Origin of the sequence: Paenibacillus planticolens, from assembly GCF_013141725.1 — a bacterium.
Lineage (GTDB): Bacteria > Bacillota > Bacilli > Paenibacillales > NBRC-103111 > Paenibacillus_E > Paenibacillus_E planticolens.
Genome location: NZ_WHNZ01000062.1, coordinates 1 through 17,407, shown reverse-complemented (window position 1 = coordinate 17,407; position 17,407 = coordinate 1). Strand labels below are relative to the sequence as shown.

The 17,407-nt window shown below is 46.9% G+C and carries 5 protein-coding genes; 4 read left to right on the top strand and 1 reads right to left on the bottom strand.

Annotation, left to right across the window (positions count from 1 at the left end):
• Nucleotides 1–6: 6 nt before the first annotated feature.
• Nucleotides 7–6,306 carry a discoidin domain-containing protein gene (locus GC097_RS27070; protein ID WP_171686404.1) on the top strand — a complete coding sequence of 2,100 codons (6,300 nt, stop codon included), beginning with the start codon at nt 7–9 and terminating at the stop codon, nt 6,304–6,306.
• Nucleotides 6,307–6,385: 79 nt separating this feature from the next.
• Nucleotides 6,386–8,179: an S-layer homology domain-containing protein gene (locus tag GC097_RS27065; RefSeq protein ID WP_171686403.1), complete on the top strand. Its 1,794-nt coding sequence runs from the start codon at nt 6,386–6,388 to the stop codon at nt 8,177–8,179.
• Nucleotides 8,180–8,227: 48 nt separating this feature from the next.
• On the opposite strand, the gene GC097_RS27060 is transcribed toward GC097_RS27065, so the two are convergent.
• Nucleotides 8,228–8,395 (bottom strand): hypothetical protein, encoded by a 168-nt coding sequence (locus GC097_RS27060; protein WP_171686402.1) that lies wholly within the window; start codon nt 8,393–8,395, stop codon nt 8,228–8,230.
• Nucleotides 8,396–8,449: 54 nt separating this feature from the next.
• Between GC097_RS27060 and GC097_RS27055 the strand changes: the two genes are divergently transcribed.
• Both GC097_RS27055 and GC097_RS27050 read left to right on the top strand, forming a co-directional pair.
• Nucleotides 8,450–12,922 (top strand): NPCBM/NEW2 domain-containing protein, encoded by a 4,473-nt coding sequence (locus GC097_RS27055; protein WP_171686401.1) that lies wholly within the window; start codon nt 8,450–8,452, stop codon nt 12,920–12,922.
• 475 nt (nt 12,923–13,397) lie between these two features.
• Nucleotides 13,398–17,407 (top strand): NPCBM/NEW2 domain-containing protein (locus tag GC097_RS27050; RefSeq protein WP_171686400.1); only part of this gene is annotated, 4,010 nt, incomplete at its 3' end.

Below are 17,407 nucleotides of genomic sequence, written 5' to 3'. Positions count from 1 at the left end.
GTTTTGATGTCTACAACAGTTGGACGAAAGATATTTGCTTCTTGCCTTGCTTTCTCATTAGTTTCACCTGCGTTTTACGGGTTGACCGCTGACAAGGCGAGTGCCGCTACGACTGCGATTAAATTAGATCCAAGCAATATGCAGCAATCGTGGGACGGATGGGGAACATCGCTGGCCTGGTTCGGTAATATAACAGGCGGCTGGAACGATGCAACGAGAAATGCTTTGGCTGATGCGCTCTATTCGCCTCAAGGATTGAATTTCAATATTGCCAGATATAATATTGGTGGCGGTGAGAATCCTGCCTATAATACCATGCGTCAAGGCGGTGCAGTTCCTGGATACTCGCCATCCCCTGGCGTGTTCGATTGGTCTCAGGATGCCAACCAGCGTTGGTGGCTTCAAGCCGCGAAAGCAAGAGGCGCTAATCAATTGGAAGCGTTCTCCAATTCTGCTCCGTACTATATGACGGTCAGCGGAAGTACAACTGGGAATAGGGATTCTGGGAAAGACAACTTGAAACCCGGCGAATATGATAATTTCGCTGCCTATATGGCGGAAGTTGTGAAGCATTTTAAAGAGAATTGGAATATTGATTTCAATTATCTTTCCCCGGTTAACGAACCTAGTACGAATTACTGGGGATTCGGCGGCGGACAAGAAGGTTCTCACTATGACGTTGCCTCACAAATGAAGATCATTAACAAAACCCGCGCGAAGCTAGATGCAGCAGGCCTTCAATCCGTTAAAATTGCGGCAATGGATGAATCTATACTGGATACCTTTTTAACTAATTGGAATTCGTACGATGCAGCAACGAAAGCGAATATCGGGAAAATGAATACCCACTCCTATGGCGGAAATAATCGTGCCGGCATCAGAGATGCAGCCAAAGCTGCCGGCAAGCCGCTATGGATGTCTGAAGTAGATCTTGGTCCATCGGGCATTGCTCACAATCACGATGATTTTGAACCGGCACTCGCCTTAGCGGAAAGAATTATGACGGACATCACATGGCTTGAACCGAAGGGTTGGGTACTGTGGCAGGCGATTGAGAGCGAGAAAAACATGCAGAAGGATAAAGAGAACATGAACTGGGGTCTCCTTCATGCAGATTTCGATACGCAAGAGTGGTGGTACACGAAGAAGTACTATGCGATGCAACAATTCAGTAAATTTATCCCGCAAGGCTCCAGATTCATCGCAGATAACAATGATAGCACGTTAGCCGCTTATGATCCTTCCAAGAATAAAATCTATGTCGTATATAGAAATGCTAACACCACTAGCCAAGATATTGCATTAGACATGTCACAGTTTGACGCTGTCACTGGGACTGCAACGCCATATGTTTCCTCGGCTGCTGAAAATGTAGCCCAGAAGGCGAATGTTCCGATTATGAATAAAACATTAAATACGACAGTTGGCCCGAAATCAATTACAACGTTTGTGATTGACGGAGCATCTTATACGAGCAATACGGTGATTCCGCAAAGCGGAATGACGGCTACCGCAACCAGCTCCGCCTCAGGCGAAGGACCTGAGAAGACGTTGGACGGCAATACAGGAACCAATTGGCATTCCGCTTGGTCCGGCACGCCAGCGCCTGCCCCGCACTCCATTACCTACAGCTTGGGCAACTCTTATAACGATGTGTACCAATTGAAATACTTGCCTAGACAGGATAGCAGCTACAATGGTGTTGCGACTAAGTATGAAATCGCTGTCAGCACGGATGGCACGAATTTCAATAAGGTGGCCGAAGGAACGTGGAACAACGACAAGACGGAGAAGACGGCTACATTCTCTGCTGTAAGCGCTACAAATGTGAAGTTTACGGTGACGCAATCGAATAACGGATCAGGCACACAATTCGGTTCGGCTGCCGAGATCAAAATTTTGAGAAAGCCAGGTTTTACCGTAGATAAGGATACGCTGAACCAGACAATTGCCAGTGCAGAGGCTTTGCTGACTGCAAACGCCGGTTTGACGGCATTGCAATCGCTAGTTAACGAGGGCAAGGCAGTTCGGGATACCGCTTATGTCACACAAGAAGCTATCACTAACATCGCAGGCAAAATTACCGCTGAGTACAATACACAATTTAATTCGGCGGGACGCATCCCGCAAAGCCAAATGACGGCATCTTCAACCAGTTACGCATCCGGCGAAGGACCAGCGAAAACGTTGGATGGGGACACCGGCACGAAATGGCATACGGCCTATGACAGTTCCTATACACCGCTTCCACACTCCATAACCTACAAATTTAACAAGGCGTATGACGGAGTGTACAAGCTTAGCTACGTGCCACGGCAGGATGTGGATTGGAACGGTGTTGTGACCAAATTTGAAATTTCCGTCAGCTCCGATGGTATCGCTTTCACGAAAGTTGCCGAAGGAACATGGGATGCGGACAAGCTGGAGAAGTCGGCAACCTTTAACGCACGCGGCGCTTCGTATGTGAAATTTACAGCGCTTGCTTCGAAAAGCGATGCAGGCAAGCAGTATGCATCTGCTGCTGAAATCAATATTTTTAGCAAGACTGGATTTACCTTGGATACGTCCAAACTCAACAGTGCGATAGCTGCTGCGACTACGTTCATTAACGGTTTTTCGAGTGATCCTGCCTATTTGGATGATTTGAAAACATTGCGCACGCAAGCTACAACACTGCTGAACAGCAGTACGGCGACCCAGGAAGAGATGGTGAAATTGGCAAACGGACTCACTGCCGAAATCGCGAAAATCCAAAGCAATGAACAGCAGGCTGACGGAATTAGTCTCTTCTACGTACCGGAAGCTTATGCATCAAATCCTTCCAGTCTCATGCTGGATAACAACAACTCAACGTTCTATGAATCCAACTGGGCATCGAACGGAAGAAAATACAGATCTGGCGATTACATCATTGTGGATCTGGGTCAGAACAGGCCGGACGTTGGAAAAGTGATGGTTACGCCAAGGCAGGACAAGGCTAACGGAAGAATTGGGCAATTTAAGGTTTACTATAGCGAGACGGATTTAACAAATAAACCTGCGGATGGGACGCAAGCTTATTTGGACCAGAATTTCACTTTTGCAGCGAATGGCGCTTGGGACACATCCAGCTCCAGCATGCAATCGGCAACATTCAAATCGCATAAAGCCAGATATGTAGCGATTCAGGCTATTTCTACAGGCGGTGACGGTAATACGCTAACTGCCGCAGAGATTGCTGTTAGCCAGAAAAAATCCACTGGCTTCGATACGTTAAGCTTGGAAAATGCCATTACGCAATTGCGGACAGCGTCTAGCATTAGTCCGAAAGTAGCAGCGGCGATTGAAGGTAAAGTTGCATCGATCGGTACGCTCAGCGACTTAACGGAGGAAAGCATTCCTTACTACACTAGAATTCTGCAGGACTTATACAATTTATATCAGACCATAGGTAAAACAGATTCCATTAAAAGCGGTCAAGTGTGGCTGGATGGAGACGGCGTTCCAATCCAGGCTCATGGCGGAGGAATTCTGTACAACGAGAAGAACAAAACGTACTACTGGTATGGCGAAGACAAATCGGAAGATAATGTTGGCTCCGGTTATGTACCAGTAACAGGCGTTCACGCGTACTCTTCTAAAGATTTGTACAACTGGAAAAACGAAGGGATTGTATTGCCGGTATTCAACAACCCGCAACTTGGCGAAGCTGTATTGCCAGGCGGTAATCTGCCAATGTACTTGGATGAGAATTCTGAGACTTACAAGAACAGCGGAGTTCCATTCGATCCGAATCGAGTTGTCCATATCACGGATCGAAATGGCGATTATACAGGTTCGATGAAATCGCCGGTCAATTCGTTAAGCAAACATAATTCGCCTGAACGCATAGCTGAGCTAAATGCCTTGTATGCGGACAAAACGAATGCAGAGAAGCAAGCGATGTATAAAGATTTCAACTGGGATAAAGTTGTCGAGCGTCCGAAGGTCGTCTACAACAAGAAAACGGACAAATATGTGATGTGGTGGCATCAAGACGGACCGATCGCCGGTGCTTATTGGGCGGCGGAAGGCGGCGTTGCGATCAGCGATTCGCCGACGGGGCCATTCAAATATTTGGGTATATCCAGAATGCCGAATAATGGATGGGGCGGTGGCGAAGGCGAGGGCATGCTGCGCGATATGACGTTGTTCGTCGACGATGACGACAAAGCATACCTGATCTACGCATCCGAAGGTAACCAAACAGAGATTGTTATGCAGTTGAATGATGACTATACCGGACCTGCGAAGAACGAGAATAACCAGTCGCTAGAGGGCGTTCACTGGGCTAAAGCTATCTGGCATAGTCGAGAGGCTCCGGCGATCTTCAAGCAAGACGGCGTGTATTATATGATTACGTCAGGTACTGACGGCTGGAATCCAGTCGCAGCCAAATATCATACAGCGACCAATATTTTAGGTCCATGGGAAGATAAAGACAACCCGGCTAGGGGTTGGAATAACGACAAGACATTCTACAGTCAAAGTACTTTTGCGCTTCCGTATAGGGATGCAAATGGAAGTATCGTTCCGAATAAGTTCATTTTTATGGGGGATCGTTGGGATGCCTCGAATCTGAAAGATTCCAGATATGTATGGCTGCCGATCGATTTGAACTCGCAAGACAGAACAATTGGATTCTGGTGGCATGATGAGTGGGATTTCTCTTACTTTAAAACAGGCACGACAGTAAACTTCAACAGTGGCGGCGGCAGTGAGGTTCGTTCGGTGTACGGAGCTGTACCTGGTTCGAAGATTGCAGCGCCTGAGGCTCCGACGAAGCTCGGAAATACGTTTGCCGGCTGGTATCAAGATGAAGCGTTGACGACAGCTTGGGATTTCGGCTTGAATACGATCCCGGCAACGGATATCACGCTGTATGCCAAGTGGACGCAAGTTGTACCCGTAATTAGCGGTGTATTGCCAGTGACTGTGACAACAATTACCTATACCGCACCGATATTGCCTGCCAATGTATCCGTTATTTACAACGATAATTCGACGGCGCAGAAGTCCGTGCAGTGGAATGCGGTTCATTCGTCCCAATATGCGGCAGCCGGCAGCTTTAGCGTGAACGGCGTTGTAGACGGCACAGCGATACCTGCTGTTGCGAATGTGACCGTAACCGATAATGTGTACCCTGTTCAATCGATTTCTGTGAGCGGCGCAGGCGGCATGAATAAGATTACGGCTCAAGGCGGCACGCTGCAAATGCAAGCCATAGTACTGCCTTCCAGTGCAAACGGTCAAGTCATATGGAGCGTTTGGGAAGCCGATGGTATCACGATGACCAATAAAGCAACGATTAACGCTAGCGGACTGCTCGCAGCGAAAAATGACGGAATCGTGAAAGTTGTGGCGACAGCCGTTGACGGCAGCGGCGTTCAAGGCTCCAATTATGTTGTGATCAGCGGTCAGAAACCGACGCCGACCGACGTGCCGCACACTACGCTAACGGGGGCGGGCACGGTTCAAGCAGGAGCTGCGTTCGCGACCAATTTCGGATTAACGAACGTAACGAATAACGCATCTTCCAGCGTGTATGCGATAGACATACTACTAAGCTTTGATGCGAATGCGATTGAATTTGTATCCGTGGATTCATTGAAATCCGGCTTTACAGTGGTTGAGCCAATAACGAATGTACCGGGGCAAGTCCGGATTATGGCGATCAGCGAAGGAGAAGCGGGGGCTATTACCGCAAGCGGAGATGTATTAAAGATCAATTGGAAGGCGAAGCCGCTGACTTCATCCACGACAACCAACCTGAGTCTAACCAAGGCAGCCGTTTCCAATGGATTAAGTCAAAAAATGGATGCGTCTCTGTCTAATCTAACGGTTTCTGTTACAGCGGCTGTAGCTATAGATAAGACAACGCTGCAAACGGTCCTCAATTTGGCACAGTCCATCTATGATCGTGCGGTAGAAGGAACGCAAGTCGGGCAATTTTCAGTTGGTTCCAAAGCGGTGCTGCTAGCTGCGATTCAAGTAGCCGCTGCCGTCAACACGGCCCCGGCGGCTAGTCAGCAGCAGCTGGACGACGCAGCCAGCGTGTTAAACCAAGCAATCCAAACGTTCAACCAGCAGTTCATCACGATCTATGCGCCAGGAGATGTCAATAAAGATACACGCATTAATATCGGAGACTTGGGACAAGTAGCGGTGAATTATGGCAAGACGTCCGCAAGCAGTGATTGGAATAAAATCAAAGATGCCGACTTCAATCATGACGGCAAGATTGACATTATCGATGTAGTAGGAATCGCTAAACTGATCCTGCAATAACCAATCAATCAGAAATGGAAGAGAAAGGCCAGCCCTTTCTCTTTCCATATTCGGATGATACTCAAAAGGAGTGAACCCCATGTTACGCAAAACAGGGTTATTTTTAACGGTTATGATGCTCTTATTCACCGTTATCCCAATCGGCACGGCTGTAGGTGCCGGAATCCCTTCATTCAAGGTTAATCTGAAAGCTTCTCAAGTAACTGTCGGCGACAATGTGGTCGTTACGGTCTATGGTAACAATGTGACGGATTTATATGGGTACGAAGCTGTTTTAACCTATGATACAGATCGGCTGGAATTCAATAAAGACGATAACACTAAATCGTATGGCTCATTCGAAGGGTATAAGATCGTACAAGATTCGGGGAATCAAATCACATTTGCCTATTCGAAAATGGGAAATAAAACAGGGGAAAATGGAGATCTAGCTATTTGTACGCTGATTTTCAAGGCTAAGAAGAGCGGACAAGCTAACGTAACATTGAAACAGATGACAACAGTGACATCGCAATCGCTCCCGTCTATTTGGAATGTAAATGCACAAGCTGCCGTTAAAATTGACGGGACGGTTCCTGGTCCTGGCGGTGGAGGAGGAGGCGGCTCGATAACTCCGCCAACGAAAGAAGATCCGAATCTCTATGTGCTAAAAGAATCCGAGCTCCGAATAGAAGCTGGACAAGATGGTCAAACCTCTGTAACGGCGGTTATCGACAGTAAACGTCTGGAGCAGAAATTAGCAGATCTGAAAGCAACGAGCGGCAGCACCGTTTTGAGCTTTGAGATTCCTGGTGAGCGTGACTTGAATGCCTTGGAGTTACCGCTGCCAACGTTGCTCAGCAGCCTGAAGGATCACAAAGATACAATTCTAAGCGTACGAAGCCACTTGGGCATTTACGATCTTCCGATGTCGATACTGAACCAGGCAGATTTCGCGGGCATGGCTGGCGTAGAGGGAGCGACGCTGATCATTCGTATCGATAAGGCCAAGTCACTGCACGAAACGAAATTCGATCAATCCATCTCCGATAAGGGTATGGTACGTGTGAGCGGTATGATCGATTATAAAATCATTCTTAAGACCAAGGACAAAGAAGAGGAAATTCATAGCTTCGGCAGCAGCTTTGTGACACGCGTTATCCATGTAGATGCAGCGATACAAGATCCGTCGGCTGCGACTGCGGTTGTGTATGACCCGGCTACAGGAGAAATGAAATTCGTGCCTTCCGTGTTTACCGCCAAAGACGGCAAAACCGAAGTGAAGGTCATCCGGAATACGAACAGTTTGTACGCGATCGTTCAAAACAAGAAAACGTTCGACGATATGATCGGTCACTGGGCGAAACAAGATGTAGAGCAATTAGCTTCCAAATTGATTATCGCCGGGACATCGGATCGTACGTATACGCCTGAGATGCAAGTCACCCGCGCCCAGTTTGCCGCCTTGCTTGTAAGAGGACTGGGACTGCCTGAGGAGGCCGGATTGAATGTGTTTACAGATGTCGCAGCCACCCAATGGTATGCATCGGAAGTGAATACAGCGGCGAAGTACGGCTTGGTTCAAGGTGTTGCGGAGGGTCAATTCAACCCGGATGCACAGATTACAAGAGAGCAAATGGTCGTGATGATGATGAAAGCGATTGGGCTCGTTCAAGGAACATCAACATCTAACGCTAGCTCGATGAATATCTCATTCGCTGATCAAGCTATGATATCGGACTATGCGCGAAATAGCGTAGCCGCAGCAGCTGCCCAAGGATTGATCCAGGGCAAAACGGAAACTGACTTCGCTCCGCAAGATGTAGCCACTCGCGCTGAAGCGGCTGTCATCATCAAACGAGTGCTGCAATATGCGAATTTGATCAATAAATAATTGCTCCAAGCGAAAACGAAGCAATCGAATATGCCCCTTTTTAAAAGTCTACGTCAAAATCATGGTAAGCCTGCTGTCAGCAGGCTTGCTTCTTCCAACTGCTTTGTAAACGAGGAGCTGCCAATAATTGGTAACGGTTACATGGGAGGAATGGTATTGGCGACGTAGCGCAGACGACAGCAAGAGCAAGTAAGTAAGCAGTAATAGCAGATTCATATATTGAGCAGATATTGAGTTAAACGAAGAAGTCCTCAAAAGGAGGGGAATTAATTGTATAAGAAGATTTCAACATGCGTAGGACTTATATTTATGCTGTTTTTTGTCTCAGTGGCCCCCGTTTTTGCGACCACAAATAATCAAAACACAACAAGCCCCGTTGTAAGTGATAGTTACACGAATCAGAAAAACTACGTGGATCTCAGGTTCGGTATGTTTATCCACTATAACATGGGGACCTATCACGATCAGGAATGGGTGACGCCAGGACAAGATCCGCTATCTTTTAATCCTAAGCAGGTGAATACGGACCAATGGGCGCAAGCCGCCAAATCCGCAGGCATTAAATATACCGTTCTAACGACTAAGCACCATGACGGATTTGCCCTGTGGCCAACCAAATATGGCAATTACAACGTGATGGACAGCTCCTACAAGAAAGATATCGTAAGGCAATATGTAGATTCCATGCGCGCTCAAGGAATTTTGCCGGGGCTATACTTCTCCATCTGGGATCGTCAGCAAGGTATTCAAAAAGGATCCGTCAGCAGAGCGGATATCGAATTTATTAAAGGGCAATTAACAGAGCTGCTGACGAATTACGGCGAAATTCCGGTTTTGATTATCGATGGCTGGGCCTGGGAGATGGGTCATAATGAAGTTCCATACCAAGAAATTCGTGAATTGGTAAAGCGCCTGCAGCCTAATATTCTTATTGTGGATCACAATGGACAAACGCAGCCATGGGATGAGGACATCATTTATTTCGAAGAACCTAAGGGTGTTTGGGCACCTTCCAACAATTCGTATGCTGCTAATCAGGGCATGCCGCTTGTTTCCAGTCAATGGTTCTGGCACGATTGGATGAAGAATACAGAGCCGGCAAGCGTTAAGAATATTGTGCAGGATCATCTCGGTTATTTGGAACCGCGTTATACAAACTTTTTGCTCAACGTTTCACCGAACCCGGATGGGGAGCTGGATAACAACGTAGTAAATCGATTGGCGGATATCGGAAAAGCTTGGTCGCCGAATGAATCCCGTCCTCCATTGCCGCAACAGCCAATCGTGATGGAGCACCCGATTACAGCTAATTCAGCAACGGCTACAAGCGGGAATGCGAGCAATGCGATTGATGGACTTATGGATTATGTAGGCACTTACTCTGAGACTGTTTGGCAAACCAACACATCTCTGCCTCAATCCATTACACTAGATTTGGGCTACACGTACAACAACATTAATATGTTGAATTACTTGCCTTCGCAAAATTTATCACAAGGTATGATTACATCCTATACGTTGTATGTGAGCGAGGATGGAACAAACTTCACTTCGGTTACCAGTGGCACATGGGACGGGGACAAGACCATGAAACGTGTGACCTTCCCATCCCAAACAGCACGCTATGTCAAAATGGTAGTGAATTCGGCCGTAGGCGGCTTCGCTGCTGCAGGTGAGTTGGAGGTCGGATCTTACACCAATGCAATTCCAACTCGGACGGGGATTGACTCCTTTGATGCCAACACGTTGTATCGCATCGTCAATAAAGCGACAGGCAAAGCACTGGGCGTTGGCAATTCGCCAGCGAATGGTGCGGCTGTTGCCGGGCGGACCCAATCTGGTGCGCTGGATCAGCAATGGGTGATCGACGATCTAGGTCTGGGCAAATATAAGATTGCCAATAAGCAAAGCGGACAGGTTATGGATGTTCCAGGCGCCAGTAAATCGCCTGCGAAGCCAGTCATTCAATGGACAGATTCTGAAACGGCTGCAGCTCCTTCCGCCATCAACCAGCAGTGGGCCATCTCCAATGTGGGCAACGGCTATTTCAAAATTACCAACGTAAACAGCCAGTTGGCATTGGAAAATAGCAACGGTTCTACCGCTGACGGAAATCCGGTTGTTCAAAACACGTATACCGGAAGCGACAGTCAATTATGGAAAGTGGAAAGCATGCCTACTCTGATTAAGAATGTGAAAGTGAACGGAGTGCCGGTCAAAGGCCTTAATTCCGACAATCGGACGGCGACGTTGACAGTTTTGAGAGAAAAAAACCTGGAAGTGCCAACCGTTACAGTGGACAAAGCATCTGAAGACGTGCAGTTGGTCATCGACCCAGCTGACAGCTTGCCAGGCTCGACGACCATCACAGCTACAGCTAACGGCGGAGCGTCGCAAGAAGTCTACACGCTGAACTTTGAGCTGGTGGACCGTTATGCGAGCGATCTGAACTGGTTAAGCGCATCCTCGGGCTGGTCTACGGTTAAGAAAGACAAGAGCCTGGACGGAAATGCGATAAGGCTAATGGGCAGCAATGGCGCTGTAACTTACGGGAAAGGCTTTGGCGTACATGCGGATTCAAGAATTATATTTGACATTTCCGATAAAAATTATGAGTCCTTCACTGCTCTTGTCGGAGTCGACCAAGAAATGGCCAAATCGCCATCTTACGCCGATGTGGAATTCAAGGTGCTTGTAGACGGCGTAGAGAAATTTGCGAGCGGTGTCATGAAGGTTGCCGACGTGGCTAAACCGGTCGATGTCCGTGTAGCTGGCGCAAGCATCGTGGAACTTGTTGTTACGCAGAGCGATAACGATAATAGCGAGGATCATGCAAGCTGGGCCAATGCAACGTTTAGAGTTGCGGAAGGCAAATCCGAACTGAAGGAAGAATTGCCTAAAGTTGACTATTTGAGCGATCTGAACTGGTTAAGCGCAACCTCGGGCTGGTCTGATGTTAAGAAAGACAAGAGCATCGACGGCAATGCGATCGTATTGAAAAATGGGGACCAGAATCTCTCCTTTACCAAAGGTCTTGGGACTCATGCCAATTCAACGATTAAGTATGATCTTACTGGAGCTGATTATGAAACCTTCTCCGCCTTTATCGGCGTAGATAAGGAAGTGAGCGGCGGAAGCTACAGCGGCTCGGTACAGTTTAAAGTGTCAGGAGTGAAGAACGATGGCACGATTGAATCGCTTTACTCCGGAAGCACAATGTGGGAGTCGCAAAACGCCAAATTTGTGAAGGTGAATGTTAAAGGTTATAAAGAGCTAATATTGGAAGTTACGGATTCCGGCAATGGAAACAGCGAGGATCACGGCGATTGGGCGGATGCGAAGCTGACTAAGCTGACTGTTGAAGCGACACCAGTGATTTCGGGAGTTACGCCAGTAAACGTGGTTACGGCTACGAATGTTCCGCCGGTTCTGCCTGCGAGTGTCACAGTTGTGTATAACAATGGGACAACTGCCAATAAGTCGGTTCAGTGGGATCCGATAGATTCGTCAAAGTATGCAATAGCTGGCAGTTTTATCGTGAATGGTGCTGTAGATGGCACAGTCATACCCGCTGTAGCGAACGTTACGGTTACTAAGATCCAACAGGTGAACGTACAGTCGATCGCTGTCACAAGTTCGACGACGAAGATTACCGAGAAGGACGGAAGCCTGCAATTGCAAGCTTCGGTACTCCCTGCCAATGCTACGAACAAGTCTTTGACATGGGCGGTCTATGAAACAGATGGCGTAAACCTAACAGATAAAGCAACCATCCATACAAATGGCGTGCTTACGGCCAAGAAGAACGGGATTGTAAAAGTGGTAGCAACAGCTACGGATGGCAGCGGTATTCAAGGCTCGAGTTATGTCGTAATTACCGGTCAGACGCAGATGCCGACAGAAGTGCCGCAGGCAACGCTTACGGGCCCGGCAGTCGTTCAAGCAGGTGCTGCGTTCTCGACGCAGTTCGGCTTAAACAACGTCACAGCCAGCGTATATTCGGCGGTTTATGCAGCGGATATCACATTAACTTTTGATGCCGGCGCCATCGATTTTGTATCCATAGATCCGTTAATAGCCGGATTCACGAAGGTTCAAACCAAAACCGACGTACCGGGTCAAATACGGATTATCGCTGTGAGCCAAGGGAATGCGGGGGCGATAACGGCAAGCGGGGATGTATTCAAATTCAATTGGATCGCGAAGCCGAATCACCGGTCCACGACAACGAACCTGGTGCTGACTCAAGTAGCTGTCTCCAATGGGTTGGGGCAGAAGTTGGATGCTACACCAGCTAATCTAACGGTTTCGATTACGGCGGCAGACAAGACATCGCTGCAGACGGTCATCCAACAGGCACAGTCCATTTATGATCATGCGGTTGAAGGAACCAAGGTCGGACAATATAAGGCCGGCTCTACAGCGGTGCTATTATCCGCGATCCAAGCTGCTTCTGCCATTCAATCAAATCCTGCGGCTACGGAGCAGCAGCTGGGTGAAGCGGCCAATACGTTGAACCAGGCGTTGCAAGCTTTTAGCGGGCAGATCCTTACGGAATATGCGCCAGGAGATGTCAATGAGGATAACGCCATCGATATTGGAGACTTAGGCAAAGCAGCCGTGCATTACGGGAAGACTTCGGCTAGCAGCGATTGGAATGAGGCGAAAAGTGCAGATTTCAATCGTGACGGCAAGATTAACATTGTGGATATCGTTGGTATCGCGAAGCTGATCCTGCAATAATAAATAACCGGAAATGGAGGAGATAGGTGAATCCTTTCTCCTTCCATTTACACGGTCAGTGATTCATAAACGAAGGGATCACAGCTCCATCAGAGACGGTGAACAAGGCTAATTGATAACCCGGTACAAGTTTTTTGGTTTGTTGCTATACAGTTTTTCCTAGGCAAATTTATTCGGAAACACAAATTATATCAATCAAAATCACAATATTTATCATTCAATGTTGAGATAGAAAGGGGTAATTTGAAACAAACACTGTGTAAATGAGCTAAAAGCTAGTCACAGAAGTTAAATTAAGTTCAATAAATGAAAGCGTTAACAAATTTTGGGGGAGGCAGCGGAAAACAATAAAAAACGTAGTGCGACTTTAAGTTTCTTTAGAGGAAGAGAAGACCATTGTCAAATAAAGTGTATGTTGAGCAAGTCGGCGGTTCGAGGAGTAACAGGAGAAAAGATAAATGGGGAGTGAGTGTTCATGAGGCAGAACAGACATAAAACGATGGCCAGACTCCAAAAGGTGGCTGCTTTACTTTGTGCCATGATGATGCTGTTGACGAGCATCGGTGGTATAACACGGACAGTTGCTGCAGCTGCGGCATACGAACTTGCATTGTATTTGAATTTTGACGATAGCACGATCACGGATAGCTCAGATAAGCACCTTGCGGGCACCTTGACGGGCACGCCAAGCTTTGTGGAAGGTATATCCGGGAAAGCAATTTATTTCAAAGGTAATTCATATATTGATATGGGCAAGCCGTCTGCGTTGCAATTCGGCACCAATACTAATTTCTCCATCGCCTTCTGGATTGATAATAAAGATACGACCAATTCCAATATTGTTTCGAACAAGAACTGGTCTACGGGTGCAAACACCGGTTTTGCGATTACGCCGTGGTGGGATCAAGCCAGCAAGGATAAATTAAATTTCACGGCAGCGGGCAAAACCAGGCTTGATTACTATGCATCGCCTTCCATGGCAAGTAAAGGCTGGACGTTCATGGCCTACACCTATGACAGAAATGGTATGCTGACGGTGTATCAAAACAATGTAAAAATCGGTGAATTGAATATTAGTTCCCACAGTGGTGCAAGCATCGACGCTCTTAATTTTGTCATTGGGGCCGATGGAAATAAAAATACTAGTTTTTCCTTAAAGGATGCCAAACTGGACGAATTTCGGGTATATAAGGGACTAATCGATCAGGCGGAGATGGATAAACTGTACATCGTAGGTCTTTCGAAATTAACGATTAACAAAGTTGAACAAGCGATGAGCGATGCGCGTAACAGCGATATAGAATTTCCGGTAAGTGCATTTGACAAGCTGCAGTTGGATCTTGCTTCTTTTAAAAGCGGTATTGATGCGGCGTCTACTTCAGACAAATATGCGATGGTAGCTCAGCTGGAGAAATCGTTGGCGGCATTTCAGGCTGCGGGGTTTTCCAACGTGCTGTATTTAAATTTTGATGATAATACAGTAACAGATCGTTCGGGCAAGGGAAATTCAGGTATGCTATACGGGTCGCCAACCTTTATAGAAGGGATCCTTGGAAAAGCGATCTATTTTAAAGGCAATTCATATATCGATATGGGCAAGCCGACTACACTGCAATTTGGAACCAGTACCAACTTTTCCATTGCTTTTTGGATCGATAATAAAGATACATCCAATTCCAATATTGTTTCTAACAAGAATTGGTCGACGGGATCAAATACCGGATTTGCGATTACGCCATGGTGGGAGAAAGTTGGGACTGATAAAGTAAATTTCACAGCAGCGGGCAAGGCAAGACTTGATGGATATTCGGTGCCTACTGTGGCTAATAGAGGCTGGACGTTCATGACCTACACTTATGACAGAAGCGGTATGTTGAAAGTGTATCAAAATAACGTGAAAATCAGCGAACTTGACATCAGTTCTCATAAGGATGCAAGCATTGATGCGCTTAATTTTGTCATTGGGGCTGACGGCAATAAAAATCTTGATTTTTCCCTGAAGGATGCCAAGCTTGACGAATTTCGGGTATACAAGGGGGTAATTGATCAGACGGAAATGGACAAACTGTATATGACGGGTCTTCCAAAACTGACGATTGCCAAAGCTGAAAAAGTAATGAACGATGCGCGAAACAGTCATATCGATTATCCCGCAAGCGCCTATGGCAAGCTGGAGCAGGATCTTGCTTCGTTTAAAAGCGGCATTGATGCGGCTTCCCTTTCAGACAAGTATGCCATGGTCGCCCAGCTGGAAAATTCAGTAGCTGCTTTCCAGACTGTCGGATTCTCTGCTTCAAAGAAAAGGAAGGTGCTTATACTTGGATTGGACGGTACACGTCAGGATGCTTTGCAGGAAGCAAATACCCCCAACATAGATGGATTAGTTCAAGACGGTGCTTCGTATTTCTCAGCGTGGGCTAATGCAAGCGACACATGGAGCGGTACGGGGTGGTCATCCATTTTTACCGGTGTATGGAAAGCGAAACATGGCGTTACCAATAACACGTTTTCCGGAAATAATTTTACGGTTTTCCCTAATCTTTTAAAGCGTGCCAAACAGGTTAATCCAAATTTATATATTTCTTCTATCGTGCAATGGGCGCCGATCAATGACAATCTTATCGATGGTATCGATCTGGAGTTTAGAGGTGAGACGGATGATATCGTAACAAACAAAGCTGTGCAGCATCTGCAGTTTGATAATCCTGATGTGACTTTCGTCCACTTTGATGAAATTGACGCAGCCGGACATTCTACAGGGTTTACCCCGCAGAATGACAAATATATGTCAGCAATAGAGAAGACAGATGCTGAAATCGGCAGAATCATGAATGCCGTTAAAGCGCGAAGTACCTACTCGCAAGAAGATTGGCTCATCATTGTTACGACTGATCATGGCGGGGTAGCCGGAAACGGAAGCGGGGGTTCGCACGGGGGTTCCTCCGAAACAGAGCGGAAGGTGTTTTTGATTGTAAGCGGGCCTGATGCAGCAAGAGGGGTTATCAATCCTCCTTCAACGCCATATCCGAGTAATACAACTACACCTAACACAACGTTGACAGGGATTATTCAACCGGATGTCGTCGTAACTGCTTTAACTTTCCTCGGAATCCCAATTGATTCCGGTTGGAATCTCGATGGTCGTCCAGTCGGTTTGGCCAGCAGTCCACCTTTAATTCGCGGCATTAAAGTTAACGAAACAAATTTAAGCAGTTTCAGTTCAGAAGTTACAAACTATAGCATGACGGTTGTTAGGAGCGCTGGCTCGATTGAGCCAGTTATTAATGTGGATAAGGTTGCTAACGATGTCGTGATCGAAATCGCCACAGATAGCACCAATCCGAATATTAAGAAAGTGAAAGCAACTTCAGCCGATGGTCAGACCAGTAAAGAATATAGTCTCAACATCTCACAAACAGACCAATATGTCAGTGATTTGAATTGGGTAAGCGGTTCAGCCGGCTATGGCAAAGTTATGAAAGACGCTACCGATCAAGGGAATCCAATCAAGCTCAAAGGAGCCAGTGGAATTGTCACTTATGCGAAGGGACTTGGCGTTCATGCCAATTCATCCATCGTATACGATTTGAGAGGTAAGAAATTCGACAGATTTATGGCTGCGGTTGGTACTGATCAAAATAACTCCTGGACATTGTCCTCTGTTGAATTCCAAGTATGGGTCGATGATGTACAAGTTTATGCTAGCGGTCAGATGACGCCGTCGACTGTAGCTAAGCAAGTCGATGTTGATGTACGCAACAAGAAAAAGATTGAATTGCGAGTTACAGACGGCGCACAATGCCCATGTTCGAATGCTGAAGATCATGCAGCCTGGGGAGACGCAAAGTTTACAATTCCGAGCGCGGATTACGGCACGCCAAGTATGATGGATACGTATGCGGACAGCATGGCATGGTCAAGCGGAACATCAGGTTGGTTCTCGGTTCAAAAAAATAGAAGCATTGAGATGACTCCATTAACATTAAGATCAGATGCGAGTTCCGGTACGGCTGTTTATACAAGAGGACTTGGGACACATGCCAATTCTTCCGTCGTATATAACTTGGCCGAGAAAAATTTCAAGACATTCTCAGCAGTTGTAGGCACAGATCAAGAAGTGGGCACAAATGGTTCGGTTCAATTTTTAGTACTCGTAGATGGCGTTCAGAAATATTCAAGCGGCGTCGTGACAGGAAGCACGGTTGCAAAATCGGTATCTGTTGACGTTAAAGGCGCAAGCACAATTGAGTTGAAGGTCACAGATAATGGAAATGGGAATTCATCTGACCATGCGGATTGGGCCGATGCCAAATTTAGCGCCGATATGTATTCGATTTCGATTGACAACGGCATTACGGGCGGGACTGTAGCCGTTGATGTCGTATCCCCGTTACCTGGGCAACAAGTGAATGTGACCGTAACGCCAGCAAACGGCAAGCGTCTTAAAGCAGGTACGCTGAAATATACGACAGTTTCGGGTGAGAC

Bases quoted from the DNA above. Each gene is read 5' to 3' on its own strand.
- GC097_RS27070 (WP_171686404.1), top strand. From the start codon at position 7: ATGTCTACAACAGTTGGACGAAAGATATTTGCTTCTTGCCTTGCTTTC.
- GC097_RS27065 (WP_171686403.1), top strand. From the start codon at position 6,386: ATGTTACGCAAAACAGGGTTATTTTTAACGGTTATGATGCTCTTATTC.
- GC097_RS27060 (WP_171686402.1), bottom strand. From the start codon at position 8,395: ATGAATCTGCTATTACTGCTTACTTACTTGCTCTTGCTGTCGTCTGCG.